19 protein-coding genes are annotated in these 19,323 nt (G+C 65.0%); 12 read left to right on the top strand and 7 right to left on the bottom strand.

What is annotated here, in order from left to right; translation table 11 throughout:
* Positions 1-29: 29 nt before the first annotated feature.
* The 3 genes from AC30QB_RS10785 to AC30QB_RS10775 are packed head-to-tail and all read right to left on the bottom strand — an operon-like array spanning position 30 to position 2,871.
* Entirely contained in the window at positions 30-851 is an 822-nt protein-coding gene (locus tag AC30QB_RS10785) for a sulfurtransferase (protein ID WP_489546215.1), read from the bottom strand.
* A 3-nt stretch (positions 852-854) separates the two neighbouring features.
* Entirely contained in the window at positions 855-1,727 is an 873-nt protein-coding gene (locus tag AC30QB_RS10780) for a DMT family transporter (protein ID WP_489546214.1), read from the bottom strand.
* A 19-nt stretch (positions 1,728-1,746) separates the two neighbouring features.
* A complete protein-coding gene (locus AC30QB_RS10775) occupies positions 1,747-2,871 on the bottom strand; it encodes an aromatic ring-hydroxylating oxygenase subunit alpha (RefSeq protein ID WP_489546213.1) in 1,125 nt (374 codons plus the stop codon).
* A 254-nt stretch (positions 2,872-3,125) separates the two neighbouring features.
* On the opposite strand from AC30QB_RS10775, the gene AC30QB_RS10770 reads away from it, so the two are divergent.
* The 6 genes from AC30QB_RS10770 to lolD all read left to right on the top strand — a co-directional run bounded on the left by AC30QB_RS10770 (position 3,126) and on the right by lolD (position 9,176).
* Complete coding sequence (locus tag AC30QB_RS10770) at positions 3,126-3,368, top strand: exodeoxyribonuclease VII small subunit (protein WP_489546212.1); 243 nt, start codon at positions 3,126-3,128, stop codon at positions 3,366-3,368.
* Positions 3,365-4,252, top strand: coding sequence for a polyprenyl synthetase family protein (locus tag AC30QB_RS10765; protein ID WP_489546211.1), 888 nt, complete (start codon positions 3,365-3,367; stop codon positions 4,250-4,252). The genes AC30QB_RS10770 and AC30QB_RS10765 overlap by 4 nt, the downstream gene beginning before the upstream one ends.
* A 2-nt stretch (positions 4,253-4,254) precedes the next feature.
* On the top strand, positions 4,255-6,138 hold the full coding sequence (gene dxs / locus AC30QB_RS10760; RefSeq protein WP_489546210.1) for a 1-deoxy-D-xylulose-5-phosphate synthase: 1,884 nt from the start codon (positions 4,255-4,257) through the stop codon (positions 6,136-6,138).
* Positions 6,139-6,313: 175 nt separating this feature from the next.
* Positions 6,314-7,093 (top strand): GTP cyclohydrolase FolE2, encoded by a 780-nt coding sequence (gene folE2 / locus AC30QB_RS10755; protein ID WP_489546209.1) that lies wholly within the window; start codon positions 6,314-6,316, stop codon positions 7,091-7,093.
* 144 nt (positions 7,094-7,237) lie between these two features.
* On the top strand, positions 7,238-8,494 hold the full coding sequence (locus tag AC30QB_RS10750) for a lipoprotein-releasing ABC transporter permease subunit (RefSeq protein WP_489546208.1): 1,257 nt from the start codon (positions 7,238-7,240) through the stop codon (positions 8,492-8,494).
* Positions 8,487-9,176 (top strand): lipoprotein-releasing ABC transporter ATP-binding protein LolD, encoded by a 690-nt coding sequence (gene lolD / locus AC30QB_RS10745; protein WP_489546207.1) that lies wholly within the window; start codon positions 8,487-8,489, stop codon positions 9,174-9,176. The genes AC30QB_RS10750 and lolD overlap by 8 nt, the downstream gene beginning before the upstream one ends.
* A gap of 4 nt (positions 9,177-9,180) precedes the next feature.
* Here the strand turns inward: lolD and AC30QB_RS10740 are convergent, their stop codons facing one another.
* The 4 genes from AC30QB_RS10740 to AC30QB_RS10725 are packed head-to-tail and all read right to left on the bottom strand — an operon-like array spanning position 9,181 to position 13,099.
* On the bottom strand, positions 9,181-10,209 hold the full coding sequence (locus AC30QB_RS10740) for a VWA domain-containing protein (protein WP_489546206.1): 1,029 nt from the start codon (positions 10,207-10,209) through the stop codon (positions 9,181-9,183).
* The gene (locus tag AC30QB_RS10735; RefSeq protein ID WP_489546205.1) at positions 10,190-11,161 is read right to left on the bottom strand and encodes a DUF58 domain-containing protein; all 972 of its coding nucleotides are present in this window, start codon (positions 11,159-11,161) and stop codon (positions 10,190-10,192) included. Before AC30QB_RS10735 ends, AC30QB_RS10740 begins: the two co-directional genes overlap by 20 nt.
* Entirely contained in the window at positions 11,133-12,146 is a 1,014-nt protein-coding gene (locus AC30QB_RS10730; RefSeq protein WP_489546204.1) for an AAA family ATPase, read from the bottom strand. Before AC30QB_RS10730 ends, AC30QB_RS10735 begins: the two co-directional genes overlap by 29 nt.
* A gap of 11 nt (positions 12,147-12,157) precedes the next feature.
* Positions 12,158-13,099: a S1C family serine protease gene (locus tag AC30QB_RS10725; protein ID WP_489546203.1), complete on the bottom strand. Its 942-nt coding sequence runs from the start codon at positions 13,097-13,099 to the stop codon at positions 12,158-12,160.
* Positions 13,100-13,225: 126 nt separating this feature from the next.
* On the opposite strand from AC30QB_RS10725, the gene AC30QB_RS10720 reads away from it, so the two are divergent.
* The 6 genes from AC30QB_RS10720 to AC30QB_RS10695 all read left to right on the top strand — a co-directional run bounded on the left by AC30QB_RS10720 (position 13,226) and on the right by AC30QB_RS10695 (position 19,295).
* Positions 13,226-14,041, top strand: coding sequence for a TatD family hydrolase (locus tag AC30QB_RS10720; protein WP_489546202.1), 816 nt, complete (start codon positions 13,226-13,228; stop codon positions 14,039-14,041).
* Positions 14,042-14,048: 7 nt separating this feature from the next.
* Positions 14,049-14,582 carry a DNA-deoxyinosine glycosylase gene (locus tag AC30QB_RS10715; RefSeq protein WP_489546201.1) on the top strand — a complete coding sequence of 178 codons (534 nt, stop codon included), beginning with the start codon at positions 14,049-14,051 and terminating at the stop codon, positions 14,580-14,582.
* Entirely contained in the window at positions 14,579-15,334 is a 756-nt protein-coding gene (locus tag AC30QB_RS10710; protein ID WP_489546200.1) for a spermine/spermidine synthase domain-containing protein, read from the top strand. Before AC30QB_RS10715 ends, AC30QB_RS10710 begins: the two co-directional genes overlap by 4 nt.
* Positions 15,335-15,358: 24 nt before the next feature.
* Entirely contained in the window at positions 15,359-17,170 is a 1,812-nt protein-coding gene (gene tfpB / locus AC30QB_RS10705) for a type IV pilus assembly ATPase TfpB (protein WP_489546199.1), read from the top strand.
* Positions 17,171-17,292: 122 nt separating this feature from the next.
* Positions 17,293-17,757 carry a tripartite tricarboxylate transporter TctB family protein gene (locus tag AC30QB_RS10700; RefSeq protein WP_489546198.1) on the top strand — a complete coding sequence of 155 codons (465 nt, stop codon included), beginning with the start codon at positions 17,293-17,295 and terminating at the stop codon, positions 17,755-17,757.
* A 32-nt stretch (positions 17,758-17,789) separates the two neighbouring features.
* Entirely contained in the window at positions 17,790-19,295 is a 1,506-nt protein-coding gene (locus AC30QB_RS10695) for a tripartite tricarboxylate transporter permease (protein ID WP_489546197.1), read from the top strand.
* The last annotated feature ends 28 nt before the right edge of the window (positions 19,296-19,323 follow it).

The following is a 19,323-nucleotide window of genomic DNA, read 5'->3' as shown; positions in this document are numbered from 1 at the left end:
GGCCTGGCTCTTCGCTTGTAGGCCTATCCCTACGCCTTGGCCATGGGGCGCGACGGGTCGCTGGACCATTCGCTCCAGGAGCCGGGGTAGAGGGCGCTGGTGCCCAGCCCGGCCACTTCCATCGCCAGCAGGTTGTGGCAGGCGGTCACGCCCGAGCCGCATTGGTGCACCACAGCTTGGCCGTCTAGCAGGGCGCTGAACTCGGCGCGCAGTTGCTCGGCGGGCTTGAAGCGGCCGTCGGCTTGCAGGTTGTCTTTGAAGAAGCGGTTGACGGCGCCGGGGACATGACCGGCCACGGCGTCCAGCGGCTCCACCTCGCCGCGATAGCGCTCGGGCGCGCGGGCATCGATCACCTGCACTTTGCCGAGTTGCGCCAGCAGCTGGGTGGCGTCGAGTGTGGGCGTGGCGGCCGGTTGCGTGGGGTAGGAGGCAAGGGGTGCCGGCCTGGTCACGTCGGTCGTCAAGGTGCCGCCTGCTTGCCGCCATGCGGCCAGGCCGCCATCGAGCAAGGCCACGTCGGCGTGGCCCATCCAGCGCAGCACCCACCACGCGCGGCCTGCATACATGCCGCCCTGGCGGTCGTAGACGACCACAGGCGTGCCGGGCGCTATGCCGCATAGACCCATCCATTGCGCATAGGCCTCACGATCGCGCAGTGGGTGGCGGCCATTGCGGCCGGTCTTGGGGCCGCAGAGGTCGCGGTCGAGGTGCACGTACTGCGCACCGCTCACGTGGCCTTCGTTGTAGCTGCGCTCGCCGGCTGCGGGGTCGGCAAGGTCGAAGCTGCAGTCCAGCAGCACGGGCTTTTGCGAGGCGGCGAGCAGCTCGGTCGCGCTGATCAGGGGGTTCATGGCTCAGCTTTCGTTGGGGGTTGCGGTGTCTGCGAAGGCCGTCTTGCTGCGCAAGAGGGTGGCGGCCAGGCCGGAGCACACGATGCACAACATGCCCAGCAGCGCCATCCAGGTGATCTTGTCGTTAAAGAGCAGCACGCCGTAGACGAAGGAGAAGGCGATGCCCAGGTACTGCAGGCTTGCGTTGACCAGCATCTTGCCGGTGCTGTAGGCCCGCGTCATCATCATCTGTGCGGTCGTGGCGAGAACGCCGACTGCGAGTAGCAGTGCCGCGCCGCGTAGCGTGTGGCCGTGCAGGCCGCCGCTCCAGATCGTGCTCAAGAGGCCCAGCAGCATGCCACCCAGCGAGAAGTAGAAGACGATGCGGTAGACCGGCTCGCCCGCGCGCCCGAGCGCCGTCACCTGCAGGTAGGCGGTGGCGGCGATCATCCCCGACAGCAGGCCGATGAGGCCGTGCCACAGCTGGTTCTCTTCCATGGTGGGCCGCAGGATCAGCGCCACGCCGGCAAAGCCGAGCATCACTGTTGCGATCAGGCGGCCGTCGACGCGAGAGGTGCCCAGCATCACGGCCCCACCGATCAGAAACAGCGCCATCCACACCGACGACATGTAGTTGAGCGTCATGGCCGTGGCCAGCGGCAGGTTGCCAATGGCATAGAACCACAGGCTCAGCGCCAGCACGCCGCTCATGCTGCGCCAGAAATGCATGGACGGCACCTGTGTGCGCAGTGTGCCGCCCTGGCGCCAGGTGACAAGGGCCAGGGCCAGCGCACCCACCATGCCGCGGTAGAACACGATCTCGCCGGTGGGGTAGAGCTCGGAGGCGAGCTTCACGCAGACGCTCATGGTGGCGAAGAGCAGTGACGCCAAGATCATGAGCGCCCACGGCGGAAGATTAGCCACGGAAATTCATGGTTCTGCGATACCAACTGTGGAACTGCTCCATGCCGTCTTCCATAGGCGACTGATATGGCCCGGCTTCGTTGTCGCCGCGCTCATACAAAGCCTTGCGCCCGGCGTCCATGCGCAAGGCGATCTCATCATCTTCCACACAGGTTTCCATGTAAGCCGCCTGCTGGGCTTCGACGAACTCGCGCTCGAAGGCGGTGATCTCTTCGGGGTAAAAGAACTCCACCACGTTGAGCGTCTTCTGTGGGCCCTTGGGGTACAGCGTGGACACCACCAGCACGTGCGGGTACCACTCGACCATGATGTTCGGGTAGTAGGTGAGCCAGATGGCGCCCTGCTTGGGCGGCTGGCCGTTGCGGAAAGCCAGCACCGCTTCATGCCATTTCATGTACACGTCGGAGCCGGCCTTGGCCAACGCCTTGTTGGCACCCACCGTTTGCACCGAATGGTGGCGGCCGAACTCCCAGCTCAGGTCGTCGCAGGTGACGAACTGGCTCAACCCGGGGTGGAAGGGGCCGACGTGGTAGTCCTCCAGGTAGACCTCGATGAAAGTCTTCCAGTTGTAGTCGCACTCGTGCATGTGCACGCGGTCTAGCACGTAGCCGCTGAAGTCGAGGTCGGCGCGTGGGCCGATGGCAGACAGATCGGCGGTGATGTCGCGGCCGTTGTCTTCGAATACCAGGCCGTTCCAGCTTCGCGTCTGGTAGCGGTTGAGGTGCAGGCAGGGGTCTTTTTCGAAGTGTGGCGCGCCGATCAGCTGGCCCTTGAGGTCGTACGTCCAGCGGTGCAGCGGGCAAACGATGTTCTGCCCCGTATTGCCCCGGCCATGCAGCATCACCGCCTGCCGATGGCGGCAGACATTGGAGATCAGCTCAATGCCCTTGTCGGTACGCACGAGTGCGCGGCCTTCACCTTCTTGGGGCAGGGCATAGTGGTCGCCTATTTCAGGTATCGCCAGCTCGTGCCCCAGATAGCGGGGCCCGTGCTGGAAGATGAGCTCCATTTCGCGGCGATGCAAATCGACGTCGAAGTAGGCAGAGACTGGAAGTTGTGGGCGGGGATGCTCTAAAGCGGTCCCAAGAGAGGGGAGAGCGAGGCTCAGGTCAGACATGATCCCGAGGGTTCCTTACAACCGATGTGAACGTGCCACCCGTGTATCGCTTGCGGGTGGGAGGTTTCGCTGCGCACGGCGCGGACAGGGCGGCCCCTGTCATTCAGCGAAGGCGGGATTGTACCCACCGGGTCAGAGGCCGTCGGCACTCGCGGGTCTCTTGCGGTCTCTTTGGTGGGCTGTGCCCATCTGGTGCACCCAGGCAACGCTTGGCGGGGGCTGGCTGACTACAATCTTGCTTTTGCCCGTACCCGATGGCCAGAACACCCCCCGCCCCGACTTCCAGCCCGTTGCCCGCCAATTACGAACAGGCCCTGGCCGAGCTGGAAGCCCTGGTGGTGGCCATGGAGGGCGGCCAACTGCCCCTGGACGGCCTGCTCCAAAGCTACCGCCGCGGCGCCGACTTGCTGAGCTACTGCCGCGAACGCCTTGAAGCCGTGGAAGTGCAGGTCAAGGTGCTCGAAGAAGGCCAACTGAAGCCTTGGAAAAACGAATGACCGAGGTTGATTACGAATCGTGGTCGCGCCAGCAGCTCGACTCCGTCGAGTCGGCGCTGTCGGCCTGGGTGCCCGGTGCGGCACCTGCCGGCCTGGGCCAGGCCATGCGCTACGGCGTGCTCGACGGTGGCAAGCGCCTGCGACCCCTGCTGGTGCTGGCGGCGGCCCATGCCGTCGGTGCGCAAGGCGAAGCTGCCTTGCGCGCGGCCTGTGCGGTGGAGCTGATACACGCCTATTCACTGGTGCATGACGACATGCCCTGCATGGACAACGACGTGCTGCGCCGGGGCAAGCCCACGGTGCACGTGCAGTTCGGCGAGGCCCAGGCCATGTTGGCGGGCGATGCCATGCAGGCGCTGGCCTTCGAAGTGCTCACGCCAGAACAAGGCGTGCCGCCCGTGCTGCAAGCCAAGCTGTGTTCCCTGCTGGCCCGCTCGGCCGGCCATGCCGGCATGGCCGGCGGCCAGGCCATAGACCTGGCGAGCGTCGGCTTGTCGCTCGACGAGCAAGCGCTGCGCGACATGCACCATCGCAAGACCGGCGCCTTGCTGCAGGCCAGCGTGCTGATGGGCGCGGCCTGCGGCATCACGAGCGCCACTGCATGGCAGGCCCTGGGCGACTATGGCGACGCCGTCGGGCTGGCCTTCCAGGTGGTTGACGACATCCTCGACGTGACCCAGGCGTCAGAGACGCTCGGCAAGACCGCCGGCAAAGACATTCACAACAACAAACCCACCTATGTGACGGTGCTGGGGCTGGACGCCGCCCGGCGCCACGCCCAGGAGTTGCGCGAAAAAGCGCAAACAGCACTCGCGCGCAGCTCACTGGCCAATGCACGTTGGCTGGCCGAGTTGGCCGACAAAGTGGTGGAAAGGGACTGCTGACCATGAACCACACGCTGCTCAACACCATCGGAGGCCCGGCCGATCTGCGTGGCTTGTCTCGCCCCGAGCTCAAGCAGCTTGCCATCGAGCTGCGCGACTACGTGCTCCAAAGCGTGTCTCAGACCGGCGGCCACCTGTCGTCCAACCTCGGCACGGTCGAACTTACGATTGCGTTGCACCATGTGTTCAACACACCCCACGACCGCATCGTGTGGGACGTGGGCCACCAGACCTACCCGCACAAGATCCTCACCGGCCGGCGCGAGCGCATGTCCACGCTGCGACAGCAAGGCGGGCTGTCGGGCTTCCCGCGGCGTATCGAGAGCGAGTACGACACCTTCGGCACCGCGCATTCATCCACCTCCATCTCGGCGGCGTTGGGCATGGCCATGGCCGCCAAGCTCAGGGGCGAAGAGCGCCGCTCGGTGGCGGTGATCGGCGACGGCGCCATGACGGCCGGCATGGCCTTCGAGGCGCTCAACAACGCCGGCGTGTCGGGCGCCAACATGCTGGTGGTGCTGAACGACAACGACATGTCGATCTCGCCGCCGGTCGGGGCCCTCAATCGCTACCTGGCGCGGCTGATGAGCGGCAAGTTCTACGCCGCCGCGCGCGACACCGCCAAGACCGTGTTGAAAAATGCTCCACCGCTGTTCGAGCTGGCGCGGCGCTTCGAAGAGCACGCCAAGGGCATGGTCGTGCCCGGCACCATTTTCGAAGAGTTCGGCTTCACGTATTTCGGCCCCATCGATGGCCACGACCTCGACTCGCTGGTGCCCACGCTCGAAAACCTGCGTGACATGAAAGGCCCGCTGTTCCTGCACGTGGTCACCAAGAAGGGCATGGGCTACAAGCTGGCCGAGGCCGACCCCGTCAACTACCACGGGCCCGGCAAGTTCGACCCTGCGGTGGGCCTGCAAAAGCCTGCCACACCGCCCAAGAAGACCTTCACCCAGGTGTTCGGCCAATGGCTGTGCGACATGGCCGAGGCCGACAAGCGCCTGATCGGCATCACGCCGGCCATGCGCGAAGGCTCGGGCATGGTTGAGTTCGAGCAGCGTTTTCCTACCCGCTACTACGACGTGGGCATCGCCGAGCAGCACGCGGTTACCTTTGCAGCCGGCCTGGCCTGCGAAGGCATGAAGCCGGTGGTGGCGATCTACTCCACCTTTTTGCAGCGCGCTTACGACCAGCTGATCCACGACGTGGCCATCCAGAACCTACCGGTGGTGTTCGCGCTAGACCGCGCCGGCCTGGTGGGTGCTGACGGCGCCACGCACGCCGGCGCCTACGACATCGCCTTCCTGCGCTGCATACCCAACATGAGCGTGCTGGTGCCGGCCGACGAAAACGAGTGCCGCCAACTGCTCACCACCGCTTTCCAGCAAGACCACCCCACGGCTGTGCGCTACCCGCGCGGCGCTGGCGCTGGCGTGGCCACAGACGCAGCGCTCACCGCCTTGCCTTGGGGTCGGGGCGAAGTGCGCCGCCAGGGCGAGCGCATTGCCGTCCTGGCCTTCGGCACCATGCTCTACCCGGCGATGGTCGCCGGCGAAAACCTGAACGCCACGGTGGCCAACATGCGCTTCGTCAAGCCGCTGGATGTCGCGCTCGTGACTGAACTTGCGCGCAGCCATGATGCAATCGTGACCGTGGAAGAAGGCTGCCTCATGGGCGGCGCCGGCAGTGCGGTGCAAGAAGCACTGGCGGCGGCGCGCATCGAGGTACCGGTTCTCACTCTGGGCTTGCCCGATGAGTTCATCGAGCATGGTGACCCCGCCAAGCTTCTCAGCTTGTGTGGCCTGGATGCCGCGGGCATCGAGCAGTCGATTCTCCAGCGCTTCGGCGCGCGGCCGGCCCTGTTGCGGCCTGCCGCCAGCCGATAGCGTTCAGAAGTCGCAGCGCTTTGCCCTTGGGCCCTTCAGGGCGTCGCAATAGCTGTCATCCTTGCTTGCTATGAACCAAATGACTGACTTGAAGAACGCCCCAAGGCCGGCCGAGCCGGCCGTCCCCCGAGGGGATCTGAGCAGCCCGGCAAAGCCGGATCCACTCAGGAGTGCGTTGAAAGACACGCTGCACATTCCCGACACGCAGAGCGAGCGCGACGAGCGCCACCTGGCCATCCAGCGCGTGGGTGTGAAAGACGTGCGCTACCCGCTCACCCTGCGCACCGGCAAAGCCACGCAGCCCACCATCGGTATGTGGGACATGGCCGTGGCGCTGCCGGCCGAGCAGAAGGGCACGCACATGTCACGCTTCGTGGCCTGGCTTGATGCGCTTAACGAGCCGCTCGACGCCGCGCTGCTGCAAACACGCTTCACCGAAATGCTGAGCAAGCTGCACGCCACCGAAGGCCGCGTGGAAGTGAGCTTTCCTTTTTTCATCCGCAAGCGCGCGCCGGTGTCGGGCCTGGAAAGCCTGCTCGACTACCAGGGCAGCTGGGTGGCCGAAGCCGTGAATGGCGTCACCACGGTGTGGTCGCAGGTGCTGGTGCCGGTGAAGTCGCTGTGCCCCTGCTCCAAGGAAATCTCTGACTACGGCGCCCACAACCAGCGCTCGCACGTGATCATTCGCGCCGAATTGCTGCAAGAGGTGGCGTGGGGCGAGCTGGTGCGCTTCGCCGAAGAGTCGGCCTCGTCGGAGATATGGCCCATGCTCAAGCGAGCTGATGAGAAGTGGGTCACCGAGCACGCCTACGAGAACCCCAAGTTTGTGGAAGACCTGGTGCGCGATGTGGCGCTGCGGCTGAATGCCGACAAGCGCATTGGCCGCTACAGCGTCGATGTGGAGAACTTCGAGTCGATCCACAACCACAGCGCTTACGCTCGGATAGAACGTTAGCCCCCCAGTCGCTGCGCTTCTGCCCCCAAGGGGCGCCGCCCTAAGGCCCGGCAAAGCCGGATCCTTGGGCGTTGCATGATCGGCAACTCGCTGCGCTTGTCGCATGCGGCGCATGCTCGACCCTCAGGTAGCATCCGCCTCAACATGAATTTGCCTTACGAACTTCAAATTGGTTGGCGCTACACCCGTGCCGGCCGCGCCGGGCGGCGCAACGGCTTCATCTCTTTCATCTCGGGCGTTTCCATGCTGGGCATTGCGCTCGGCGTGGCGGCCTTGATCATCGTGTTGTCGGTGATGAACGGCTTCCAGAAAGAGGTGCGCGACCGCATGCTGTCGGTCATCGCCCACATCGAGGTGATGGACTCGCAAGGCGCAGCCCTCACCGACTGGCAGGCCACGGCCGCCAAGGCCAAGCAGAACTCGCAAGTCATAGGCGCGGCGCCCTTCATCGCCGCGCAGGCCTTGATCGCCCGCGGCGACGACATGCGGGGCGCCGTGGTGCGTGGCATTTCGCCAAACGATGAAGCCGGCGTCACCGACCTTGCCGCGCAGTTGAAAGACACCACGCTCGCCAAATTGACGCCGGGCACCTGGGGCATCGTGCTGGGGGTTGAGCTGGCCCGATCACTCGGGGTGAAAGAAGGCGACAACGTGACGATCGTCGCCCCTGGCGGGCAGGTCACCCCTGCTGGCGTGGTGCCGCGCCTCAAGCAGATGACGGTGGTGGGCACCTTTGATTCAGGCCACTACGAATACGACAGTACCTTGGCGCTGATCCACCTCGACGATGCGGCCAGGCTGTTTCGCGTGGAAGGGCCGACCGGCGTACAACTGCGCCTGAAAGACCTGCACCAGTCGCCGCAAGTTGCGGCTGAGCTGTCAGAACAACTAGGCCAGGCGGTCTCGGTGCGCGACTGGACGCGCACCAACCGCAACTGGTTCTCGGCCGTGCAGCTCGAGAAGCGCCTGATGTTCATCATCCTCACGCTGATCGTGGCGGTGGCGGCGTTCAACCTCGTGTCGACCCTGGTGATGACCGTCACCGACAAGCGCGCCGACATCGCCATCTTGCGCACGCTGGGCGCGAGCCCGCGCTCGATCATGGGCGTGTTCATGGTGCAGGGTGCGCTGGCGGGCGTGATCGGCACCTTTGCGGGTGTGCTCTTCGGCTTGTTGATTGCCTTCAACGTTGACGTGATCGTGCCCGTCATCGAGCACCTTTTCCATACCAGCTTCCTGCCGGGCAGCATCTATCTCATCAGCCGCATGCCCAGCGAGCCGCAGTCGGCTGACATCTTGCCCATCACGCTGATCTCGCTGCTGCTGTCGTTCGTGGCGACGCTCTACCCGAGCTGGCGCGCAAGCCGTGTGCAACCTGCCGAGGCGCTGCGCTATGAATGAGTCCACATACTCGCCGGTGATCCAGGCACGCGGCCTGCACAAGCGCTTCAGTGAAGGCGGGCTCGACGTGAATGTGCTGCAGGGCATAGACCTGCAGGTGGAGCGTGGCGAAACGGTGGCCATCGTTGGCGCCTCAGGCTCGGGCAAGAGCACCTTGCTGCATTTGCTGGGCGGGCTGGAAGCGCCCACGCAGGGCGCGGTGCAGCTGGCGGGGCGCGACTTCTCCCACATGAGCGCTTCTGCCCAAGGCGACTGGCGCAACCATCAGCTCGGTTTCGTCTACCAGTTCCACCACCTGTTGCCCGAGTTCACCGCGCTCGACAACGTGGCCATGCCGCTGCGCATACGCCGCATGGCCAAGCCCGAAGCGCGCGCGCAAGCGCAAGCCGTGCTCGCGCAAGTGGGGCTGGCCGAGCGGGTGCACCACCGGCCAGCTGAGTTGTCGGGTGGTGAGCGCCAACGCGTGGCGATTGCGCGTGCCCTGGCCGGCAAACCAGCCTGCGTGCTGGCCGATGAGCCCACCGGCAACCTGGATCGCGGCACGGCCGATGGTGTCTTCGCGTTGATGCTGGGCCTGGCACGTGACCAGCACATGGCCTTCGTGATGGTGACGCACGACGAAGGCCTGGCTGCCAAGTGCGACCGCGTATTGCGGCTGACGCTCGGCCGGCTGGACGGTTAAGCGCTCAGGCCACCCGTCCGAACCACCACACCGACAAGCCCGCCGAGAGCAGCACCAAGGCGGCGGCCACCGCGGCAAACAAGGCGGTGATCTCGGTCTCTTTTTTCTCGACGATGAGGCGTGAGCTAAGAGACTGGTAGACCTTCTTCAGGTCGGCCGCGGTGCCGGCGTAGAAGTATTCGGCGCGCGTCAAATTGGCCACATTCTTGAGCGTGTCTTCGTCGAGCCGCACGCGCATCGACCAGCCTTCGAAACCGATGGTCTCGCCTTCTTTGGTGCCTATGCCCACCGAGTACACCTTCACGCCGCGGTCAGCGGCCATCTTGGCGGCATCCAGCGGGTCGGGGCCGGTGGTGCGCTGGCCGTCGGTCAACAAGACGATGGCCGCCGAGTTGAACGAGCCAGGCTGCACCGGGGTGAATTCTTTCGGCGGCTTGTCGCCCGGGCTGAGCGGCATGTTGCGCTGGCCCGTGATTTGCGAGAGGTCGATGCCAGCGTCAGGAAATATGGTGGCCAGCGACAGCACGATGCCGCTGCCGATGGCGGTGCCGCGCTGCAACTGGAAGCGGTCGATCGCGGCCACGATATCTTCGCGGTTTTGCGTGGGCGGCTGCACCACCGCTGCGGTGCCTGCAAATGACACCACGCCCACCCGCACGTGGCGCGGCAGGTCGTTCAGGAAAGCCTTGGCCGCCTCTTGCGCAGCCACCATGCGGTTGGGCTGTACGTCGGTGGCGCGCATGCTGCCCGACACGTCCATCGCGAGGATGATGGTCTCTTGCTGCAGCGGCAGCGTGACCACCGCGCGCGGCCGGGCGCTGGCCAGCAGCAGCGTGGCCAACGCGATGAGCATCAGCGCCGGCGGCACATGCCGGCGCCAGCCCGGCCCCTTGCCCATGGCCTGCTTGACGATGGTGAGGCTGGCAAAGCGCAGCGAATTCTTCTTGCGCCGGTGCAGCAGCCACCAGTACAACGCCACCAACGCTGGCAGCGCCAGCAGTGTCCAGAGCAGGTCAGGCCACGCGAAGCTCATGGTGACCCTCCGCAGGTTGTGACGGCTTCAGGTGGGTCGGCATGCCCCCTCCCGCCGACAAACGGCTGCGTCGCCGACGCAGCTCGACAAAGCGCAGCAGGGTGGCGACCAGGTCTTCGTCGGTCGACAGCTCCAGCGCGTCCACGCCGGCGTGCGTGAGTGCGGCGCGCAGCTCGGCCTCCTGCTGGTCGGCGGCCTGGGCAAAGCGCTCTCGGAAGCCGGGGTCTTGCGTATCGACCAGCAGGTGCTCGCCGGTCTCGGCGTCTTGCAGCGTGACCATGCCGAGGTCGGGCAGGGCCATCTCCATTGGGTCGTAGAGACGCACGGCCAGCACCTCGTGGCGTTGGGCCAGCTGTGCCAGGGCATTTCCCCAACCGGGCGAGCTGATGAAGTCCGACACCACGAACACGGTCGAGCGGCGCGGGATCAGCGGGGCCGCGCGCAGCAGCAGGTCTTGCAGCTGCGTTTGCGTCTTGGCTTGTGGCGTGGTGTGTTTGCGGATGCGTTGCAGCAGATGCAGCACATGAGTGCGGCCGTTGCGCGCAGGCAGCACCTCGTCGAGTTGCGTGCCGTAGAGCATGGCGCCTACCCGGTTGCCATGGCGGGTGAGCAGGCGGGCGAGCACGGCCACGAATTCGGTCGACACGCTGCGCTTGCTGCGCTGCGAACCGAAGTCGACGCTGCCAGAGAGGTCGAGCAAGAACCACGCGGTCAGCTCGCGGTCTTCGGTGAATTCGCGCACATAGGGTTGTTGCAAGCGCGCCGTCACGTTCCAGTCGATGTGGCGCACATCGTCGTGGTGCTGGTACTCGCGCAGGTCGGCCAGGTCCAGGCCCGCGCCGCGAAAAAGCGTGCGGTAGTCGCCCTGCAGCACGCCGTCCAGACGGCGTATCACCGTCCATTCGAGCCGCCGCAGGATGGCCTCAGACGTTGTTGCTTCGTTCGCCGGCATGGTGGGCCATGGGTTTGTTGGGCTTGGCTACCTTCTGCACGATCTTGTGGATGATCTGATCGGCCGTGAGCGAATCGGCCAGTGCCTCGTAGCTCAGCACCAGGCGATGACGCAGCACGTCGGCCACCAGGTCGAGCACGTCTTCAGGCAGTGCGTAGTTGCGCCCGCGCATCATGGCCAGCGCCTTGGCGCCTTCGATCAGGCCGATGGTGGCGCGCGGGCTGGCGCCGAAGTTGATGTACTTGGCCAGGTCGGCCAGCCCGTGCTTGGCCGGTGTGCGCGTGGCCCCCACCAGCTTCACGGCGTATTGCACCAGCGAAGGGTCGACGTATACCTGGCGGCACTCGCGCTGCAGCTCGGCCAGCTGGGTGGTGCTGGCCACGGCGTTGGTGATGGTGGGCTCACCGGTCACGCGGCCAACGATCACGAACTCTTCTTCTTCGCTCGGGTAGTCGACCAGCACTTTCATCATGAAGCGGTCGACCTGCGCTTCAGGCAGCGGGTAGGTGCCTTCAGTCTCGATCGGGTTTTGCGTGGCCATCACCAGGAAGGGCGACGGCACCTTGTGTGTTTCGCCGGCGATGGTGACTTGGCGCTCTTGCATCACTTCGAGCAAAGCACTCTGCACCTTGGCCGGCGCGCGGTTGATTTCGTCGGCCAGCAGCAGGTTGGCAAACACCGGCCCTAGCGAGGTGGCGAACTCACCGGTTTTCTGGTTGTAAATGCGCGTGCCCACCAGGTCGGCCGGCACCAGGTCGGGCGTGAACTGTATGCGCTTGAAGCTGCCGCGCAAGGTGGTGGCCAGCGTCTTGATGGTGATGGTCTTGGCCAGCCCGGGCACGCCTTCCACCAGCAAGTGGCCCTGCGCCAGCATCGCCACCATCACGCGTTCGAGAAAGCGGTCTTGGCCGACGACGACGCGCTTCACCTCGTAGAGGATCTGCTCCATCAGCGTGGCGGTCGGGCTCGATTCTTTGATGCTCATGTGGATTTCAATCAGAAAGGCGGCATGCCCGCCGCAGCGGCGGCGTTTTCGATGGGAACGGCAAAACCGATGCCGATGAAGGTGCGCTGATCCGACGGGTTCAAGATGGCCGTGACGATGCCCACCACACTGCCATCCATGGTGACCAGCGGCCCGCCCGAGTTGCCTGGGTTGGCGGCAGCGTCGAACTGGATCAGGTTGGTCAGCTTGCGCGCACCTTGCGGCGAGCGAAATTCGCGCTTCAGGCCCGACACCACTCCGCCCGACACCGATGGCCCAATGCCGAAGGGATAGCCCACAGCAATCACTTCGTCGCCGGGCATGAGGTCGCCGGTGGAGCGCATGGTGGCCGCCTGCAAGTCGTCTGGGATGGACTTGGCGCGCAGCACGGCCAGATCGTTTTCGGGCTGCACACCGACGACGGCGGCTTCGGACTCGCTACCGTCCCAAAAGGTGACCTTCAGGCGCCTGGAGCCCGAGACGACGTGCAGGTTGGTGAGGATGGTGCCGTTGTCCACGATCACCACACCAGTGCCGGTGGCGTGCTGGCCGCGCGAGGGAGCTTCGCCTTCATCGTCGGTCTTCTTCTTGCCCTTGCCTGGCGGCGGCGTGGGCGAGTCGTCGACCTCGTCGTCGCCCTCTACCCGCACGACCGACGGCGAGATGGCGGCATAGGCTTTGGCGTAGGCCGAGGGCAGCGGGTCTTTCTCAAGTGCGCGGCGCACCGAGGCATCGATGTCTTGCTGGGTAAGGCGCTGGGCGGCGGGCAGGAAGAAGCGGCCTGTCATTGCTCCCGTCAACACCAGCAGCACACCCACCAGGGCCCAGGCGAGGCGCGTGCGAAGCCGGTGGCGTTTGGCGGCGGTGGCTGGGGCGGGCGCTGCCGCATGGATGGCGGGCGCGGGCATCGCGGCCTGTCGCGGCGAGCGGCTGTAAAGCGGAGCCTTTCTCATGCCTGCCACCTCCACCGAAAGGGGGCGTTCACGGGGAACCAGGAGCCGGCGCGAAAAAGCCGGCCGGCGACAGGCACACCGTATCACGCCAGCGGGTTCCGTGCACTCGCAAGGCATGATGCCGCCATGTTCTGGATCGACACCCATTGCCACCTCGACGCGCCGGAATTCGGTGCCGACCGGGCCGCCGTCGTGGCACGCGCCAAGGCGGCGGGCGTTGCGCAGATCGTGCTGCCGGCCGTCGCCCGCAGCAATTTCGAAGACGTGCGCGCTCTGGCCCACGAGCACGGGCTCGCTTATGCACTGGGTATCCACCCCTTGTGTGTGAACGATGCCGCAGAAAGCGACCTGGGCGCCTTGCGCGATGCCTTGGCAGCGCACCGGGACGATCCGCGCCTGGTGGCCGTGGGCGAGATCGGCCTCGACCATTTCGTGCCCGGGCTGGACCAGCCCAAGGCTGAACATTTCTATGCCGAGCAACTCACGCTTGCGCGTGACGCCGGTTTGCCCGTGATCGTGCATGTGCGGCGCTCGGCTGATGCCTTGCTCAAGCATCTGCGGCGAATCTCGGTCAAAGGAATCGCCCATGCCTTCAATGGCAGCGACCAGCAGGCGCAAATCTTCGTCGAGCTCGGCTTCAAGCTCGGCTTTGGCGGGGCCATGACCTTCGACCGTGCCTTGCAGATCAGGCGCCTGGCGCAGCTAGTGCCGGCCGAGGCGCTGGTGCTGGAGACCGATGCGCCCGACATCCCGCCGCACTGGCTTTACAAGACCGCCGAACAGCGCGCCGCCGGTGCGACGGCCCGCAACGAGCCGGCCGAGTTGCCGCGTATGGCCGCCACGCTGGCCGAGCTGCGCGGCTGGAGCCTGGCGCAGACGGCGCAGACCTGCGCCGCCAATTCCCTGGCCGCGCTGCCCAGGCTGGCCGCTCTGGCAGACTGACTCGCCGATGCTTGTTGCCCACGACCCTGCGAACCCGCTCCTGCCCACACCCTTGCTAGAGGGCCTAGACCCCGTGATCGCCGCAAACACGCGGCTCATCGTGCTGGGCAGCTTCCCGAGCGTGGCGTCTTTGCAAGCCGGCGAGTACTACGCCCACCCGCGCAACCACTTCTGGCCGTTGCTGTCGTCGCTCTGGGGTGTCGACCTGCGCGCCATGCCTTACGGTGAGCGTTTGCAAGAAGTGATGCGACATGGTCTGGGCATCTGGGACGTGTACGCCCATTGCCGGCGCGAGGGCAGCCTCGACAGCGCGATCCACGATGCCGAGCTTAACGACCTGCTGGGCCTGAAGCCGCGGGCACCGTGCCTGCAGGCCATCGCCCACAATGGTGGCGAGTCGGCGCGGGCCATGCGCTACACCCGCTCGCTTGGTGTCGATGTGCTGCGCCTGCCCTCGACCAGCCCGGCCAATGCTTCATGGAGCTTCGAGCGCAAGCTGGCCGCCTGGCGCGCAGCCTTCACCATCCACCAGATCGCATGAAACAGAAAAAGCCCCCTGAGATGGCGCCCGCCACCTTGTCCGAGTTTGATGGCGTGCGCTATCTGCACCTGGGAACGCCCTGGGTGCAAGGTGCCATGCGGGTGCGCAAGCCACACGCCATAGAGCTCGACTACGTGCAACGCATGATGGTGTGGCTGCTGTTTCGCGAAGGCGGTCGCCTGACGAAGGGCCATGCCGTGCAGCTGGGCCTGGGCTCGGCCGCGATCACGCGCTTTTGCCACCGCAACCTGAAGATGAAGACCACGGCGGTGGAGCTCAACCCGACCGTCATCACCGCTTGCCGGCTGTGGTTTCATCTGCCGGCCGACGGTGCCCGCCTGAGCGTGCTGAACCAAGACGCGGCCGAGTACGTGGCCGACACGGCGCGTGCCGATTCGGCCGATGTGTTGTGCGTCGACCTCTACGACCACGACGCCGCCAGCCCCGTGCTCGACGGCCAGAACTTCTACGACGCCTGTTATCGCCTGCTGGCAGACGGCGGCGTGATGACGGTCAACCTGTTCGGCCGCGACGCCAGCTTCGAGCAAAGCGCGAACCGCATCGCCGCGGCCTTCGGCCCGCATGCCGTGCTCTCCTTGCGCCCGACCAAGGAAGGCAACACGGTCGTGCTCGCGGTGAAGAACCTTGCCTTTCCTGACCGCGACCTGCTTGCTGCCCGTGCTGAAAACATTGAAACTCGCTTCGGCCTGCCAGCACGCAAGTGGTTGCGCATGATTCGCGTCCTCTCTTAGCGTCTACCGGCCACAGCCCCCACCATGACGACTGCCGCTTCTCAAGCCAAACCCTCGAAGCCACTCAAACCCTCGAGCCCGCACCCTGCGGGCCGGCTGGAGTGGCGGCGCCTGCTGCGCTGGCTGCTCGAAGACGGCATCATCAGCGCCGCCAACCACGAGCAGACGTCGCACCGCTTTGCGGCTGGCGACAGCGTGCAGCACCCGTTGGTGCGCCTGGCCAACGCCGAGCTGATGAACGCCAAGACCGGCAAGCCGCTCGACATCGAGATGCTCACCGAATGGGTGGCCGGGCATTGCGGCCTGCCGTACTTGCGCATCGACCCGCTGAAGGTTGACGTGGGCCGCGTGGCCGACGTGATGTCCATCACCTACGCCGAGCGCCGCCGCGCGCTGCCGCTGCAGTTCGGGCTCAGCGAAGTGACGGTCGCCACCAGCGAGCCCTTTGATCTGGGCTGGGTGCCCGAGATCGAGGCGCACACCCGCAAGGCGCTCAAGATGGTGGTGTGCAACCCGCTCGACGTGGTGCGCTTCACCACCGAGTTCTACACGTTGCAGCGCTCGGTCAAGGCCGCCATCAAAACCGGCGAGATGACCTCCACCGCGAGCTTCGAGCAGTTGGTGGAGTTGGGCCGCAGCAACAAGCAGCTCGACGCCAACGACCAGGGCGTGGTGCAGGTGGTCGACTGGCTGTGGCAGTACGCCTTCGATCAGCGCGCGAGCGACATTCACCTTGAGCCGCGGCGCGACCTGAGCGTCATTCGCTTTCGCATCGACGGTGTGATGCACACCGTGTATCAGCTGCCGCCTGGCGTGATGAACGCGATGGTCGCGCGCGTGAAGCTGCTGGGCCGCATGGACGTGGTCGAGAAGCGCCGCCCGCTTGACGGCCGCATCAAGACGCGCAACCCGCAGGGCGATGAAGTCGAAATGCGCTTGTCGACGCTGCCCACCGCCTTCGGCGAAAAGATGGTGATGCGCATCTTCGACCCCGACACCACCGTCAAGCAACTCGACGCGCTCGGCTTCGGCAGCCACGATGCGCAGCGCTGGGAATCGCTGGTGTCGCGTGCGCACGGCATCATCCTCGTGACCGGGCCCACCGGCTCGGGCAAGACCACCACGCTGTACTCCACGCTGCGCCGTCTGGCCACCGACGAGGTCAACGTCTGCACGATCGAAGACCCGATCGAAATGATCCAACCGGCGTTCAACCAGACGCAGGTGCAACCGACCATCGACCTCGGGTTCGCCGAAGGATTGCGCTCACTCATGCGTCAAGATCCCGACATCATCATGGTCGGTGAAATACGCGATCTCGAAACCGCAGAGATGGCGATCCAGGCTGCGCTCACCGGCCACCTTGTGTTCAGCACCTTGCACACCAACGACGCCGCTTCAGCCATCACGCGCCTGGCCGATCTGGGGGTGCCGCCCTACCTCATCAGTGCCACCGTCATCGGCGTGCTGGCGCAACGCCTGGTGCGCACACTGTGTGCGAACTGCAAACAGCCCGATGAGGTGACCACAGCCGAAACCATCGACGAAGTGGTGAAGCCGTGGCGCATCAACGGCAAGGTCAAACCGTACAAGGCCGTGGGCTGCCTAGAGTGCCGCATGACAGGTTATCGCGGTCGCGCAGGCCTTTACGAGTTGCTCAACATCAGCGCTGCGGCGGGTGCGTGCATACACCCTGTGCCCGACATCGCCAAGCTACGCAAGCAAGGCTTGAGCGAGGGCTTGCGGCCTCTTCGTCTTGCGGGTGCGATGAAGGTGGCCGAGGGCCAAACCACCATCGAAGAAGTGCTGCGCGCCACGCCTGCATGGGACGTTTGACGAAGCAAGTGAACCTCAACTGAATGGCGTGCCAACCCGCAGGCTGCTACGTGTAAACCACACAGCTTGCCCTAGTTGTTGCTGCCTAGAATCGTTTGATTCTGGTTCGTGAGGAGCAGCACTTGAAGATCAAGAGCGAGAAAGATTTTTGGTCGGGAATCATGTTCCTGGTGGTGGGCGTCGTGTTTGCTGTGGGCGCCACCAACTACAGCATGGGAACCGGCGCGCGGCCTGGCCCAGGCTATTTCCCGCTCATCCTCAGCGTCATCCTCGCCATCCTCGGTGCAGTGGTGCTGTTCAAGTCGCTCACCATCGAAACAGAAGGCGGCGACCGCATTGGTCAAATTGCCTGGCGCCCCTTGTTGGTCATCACCCTGGCCATTGCCATCTTCGGCGCCTTGCTGTCGCGGCTCGGCATGGTCATCACCATCCCCATCCTGATCATCATCACCAGCTTCGCGGGTGACGAGTTCAAGTGGCGCGGCGTGCTGGTCGCATCCGTCGTGCTCACGTTTTTTTCATGGCTGATCTTTGTCGCGGGCTTGAAGCTCACGATCCCGCTCTGGCCTTCATTCATCGCCAGCTGAGCCGAGCTCGCCACAGAAAGCAGAGTTGAACCATGGATTTGCTCAGTAACTTGGCGCTTGGGTTCGGTGTTGCATTCACCGTCCAAAACCTTTTGTACGCCTTCGGTGGTTGCGTGTTGGGCACGCTCATCGGTGTGCTTCCCGGCTTGGGCCCTGTCGCAACGATCGCCATGCTCTTGCCCTCGATCTACGGGCTCGACGCCACGCCCGCACTCATCATGCTTGCCGGCATCTATTACGGCGCTCAGTACGGCGGCTCCACCACGGCCATCCTGATCAACGTGCCGGGCGAATCGTCTTCGGTGGTCACCGCCATTGACGGCTACCAGATGGCGCGCCAGGGGCGTGCGGGCTCGGCACTGGCAGTCGCTGGCCTGGGCTCGTTTTTCGCGGGTTGTGTGGGCACCATCATCATCGCGGCGTTTGCGCCACCGCTGACTGAGCTGGCCTTCAAGTTTGGGCCACAAGAATATTTCTCGCTGATGGTGCTGGGCCTCATAGGCGCGGTGGTGCTCGCCTCGGGCTCGTTGCTCAAGGCCATCGCGATGATCATCCTGGGCCTGACGCTCGCGCAGATCAACACCGACGTGATCTCGGGCACCGCCCGCTACAGCTTCGACATCCCTGAGCTCACCGACGGCATCGGTTTTGTGGTGATCGCCATGGGTGTGTTCGGCTTCGGCGAAATCATCTCCAACCTGGGGCAACCGGCCGAGCATCGTGAGGTCTTCACCCATGAGGTGAAGGGCCTGTGGCCCACCAAGCAAGATTTCAAGGAAGCCTGGCCCGCGGTGGTGCGCGGCACGGCGCTGGGTTCGCTGCTTGGCGTGTTGCCGGGCGGTGGCGCCTTGCTGTCGTCGTTTGCTTCGTACACGCTTGAGAAGAAACTGGCTGGCGCAAGCGGCAAGTTTGGCAAGGGTGACATCCGTGGCGTGGCAGGCCCCGAGTCGGCCAACAACGCGGGTGCGCAGACCTCATTCATCCCGATGCTCACGCTGGGCATTCCACCCAACGCCGTGATGGCGCTGATGGTGGGTGCCATGACCATCAAGGGCATTCAACCCGGCCCGCAGGTCATGACCAGCAACCCGGAGCTGTTTTGGGGCCTGATCGCCTCGATGTGGGTGGGCAACGCAATGCTGGTGATCCTGAACCTGCCGCTGATCGGCATCTGGATCAAACTGCTCACCGTGCCGTACCGCTTTCTGTTCCCGGCCATCACGCTGTTCTGCTGCATCGGTGTCTACACGCTGAACAACAACAACTTTGACGTCTACATGACGGCCTTGTTTGCCGCGATCGGCTATCTCTTCTACAAGCTGGGCTGCGAGGGCGCGCCGCTGCTGCTGGGCTTCATTCTCGGGCCGATGATGGAAGAAAACCTGCGGCGCGCGCTGCTGCTGGCGCGCGGCGACTGGAGCACCTTCATCGTCCGCCCTCTGTCGGCAGGCCTGCTGATCGCGGCGTTCTTGCTGGTGGTGATCGTGATGCTCCCGTCTATCCGGAAGAAACGCGAAGTGGCTTTTATCGAAGACTGATCTCTTGGCGCACAGGCCGCCCACCAGC

It is taken from the genome of Rhizobacter sp. (genome assembly GCF_046595475.1).
In the GTDB taxonomy this organism is placed as follows: Bacteria; Pseudomonadota; Gammaproteobacteria; order Burkholderiales; family Burkholderiaceae_C; genus Rhizobacter.
The sequence above is the reverse complement of the archived record's forward strand: the minus strand, read 5'-3'. Positions and strand labels throughout refer to the sequence as shown.

Coding starts and splice junctions, on each gene's coding strand:
- AC30QB_RS10785 (WP_489546215.1), bottom strand. CDS start 851: ATGAACCCCCTGATCAGCGCGACCGAGCTGCTCGCCGCCTCGCAAAAG.
- AC30QB_RS10780 (WP_489546214.1), bottom strand. CDS start 1,727: ATGATCTTGGCGTCACTGCTCTTCGCCACCATGAGCGTCTGCGTGAAG.
- AC30QB_RS10775 (WP_489546213.1), bottom strand. CDS start 2,871: ATGTCTGACCTGAGCCTCGCTCTCCCCTCTCTTGGGACCGCTTTAGAG.
- AC30QB_RS10770 (WP_489546212.1), top strand. CDS start 3,126: ATGGCCAGAACACCCCCCGCCCCGACTTCCAGCCCGTTGCCCGCCAAT.
- AC30QB_RS10765 (WP_489546211.1), top strand. CDS start 3,365: ATGACCGAGGTTGATTACGAATCGTGGTCGCGCCAGCAGCTCGACTCC.
- dxs (WP_489546210.1), top strand. CDS start 4,255: ATGAACCACACGCTGCTCAACACCATCGGAGGCCCGGCCGATCTGCGT.
- AC30QB_RS10750 (WP_489546208.1), top strand. CDS start 7,238: ATGAATTTGCCTTACGAACTTCAAATTGGTTGGCGCTACACCCGTGCC.
- lolD (WP_489546207.1), top strand. CDS start 8,487: ATGAATGAGTCCACATACTCGCCGGTGATCCAGGCACGCGGCCTGCAC.
- AC30QB_RS10740 (WP_489546206.1), bottom strand. CDS start 10,209: ATGAGCTTCGCGTGGCCTGACCTGCTCTGGACACTGCTGGCGCTGCCA.
- AC30QB_RS10735 (WP_489546205.1), bottom strand. CDS start 11,161: ATGCCGGCGAACGAAGCAACAACGTCTGAGGCCATCCTGCGGCGGCTC.
- AC30QB_RS10730 (WP_489546204.1), bottom strand. CDS start 12,146: ATGAGCATCAAAGAATCGAGCCCGACCGCCACGCTGATGGAGCAGATC.
- AC30QB_RS10725 (WP_489546203.1), bottom strand. CDS start 13,099: ATGAGAAAGGCTCCGCTTTACAGCCGCTCGCCGCGACAGGCCGCGATG.
- AC30QB_RS10720 (WP_489546202.1), top strand. CDS start 13,226: ATGTTCTGGATCGACACCCATTGCCACCTCGACGCGCCGGAATTCGGT.
- AC30QB_RS10715 (WP_489546201.1), top strand. CDS start 14,049: ATGCTTGTTGCCCACGACCCTGCGAACCCGCTCCTGCCCACACCCTTG.
- AC30QB_RS10710 (WP_489546200.1), top strand. CDS start 14,579: ATGAAACAGAAAAAGCCCCCTGAGATGGCGCCCGCCACCTTGTCCGAG.
- tfpB (WP_489546199.1), top strand. CDS start 15,359: ATGACGACTGCCGCTTCTCAAGCCAAACCCTCGAAGCCACTCAAACCC.
- AC30QB_RS10695 (WP_489546197.1), top strand. CDS start 17,790: ATGGATTTGCTCAGTAACTTGGCGCTTGGGTTCGGTGTTGCATTCACC.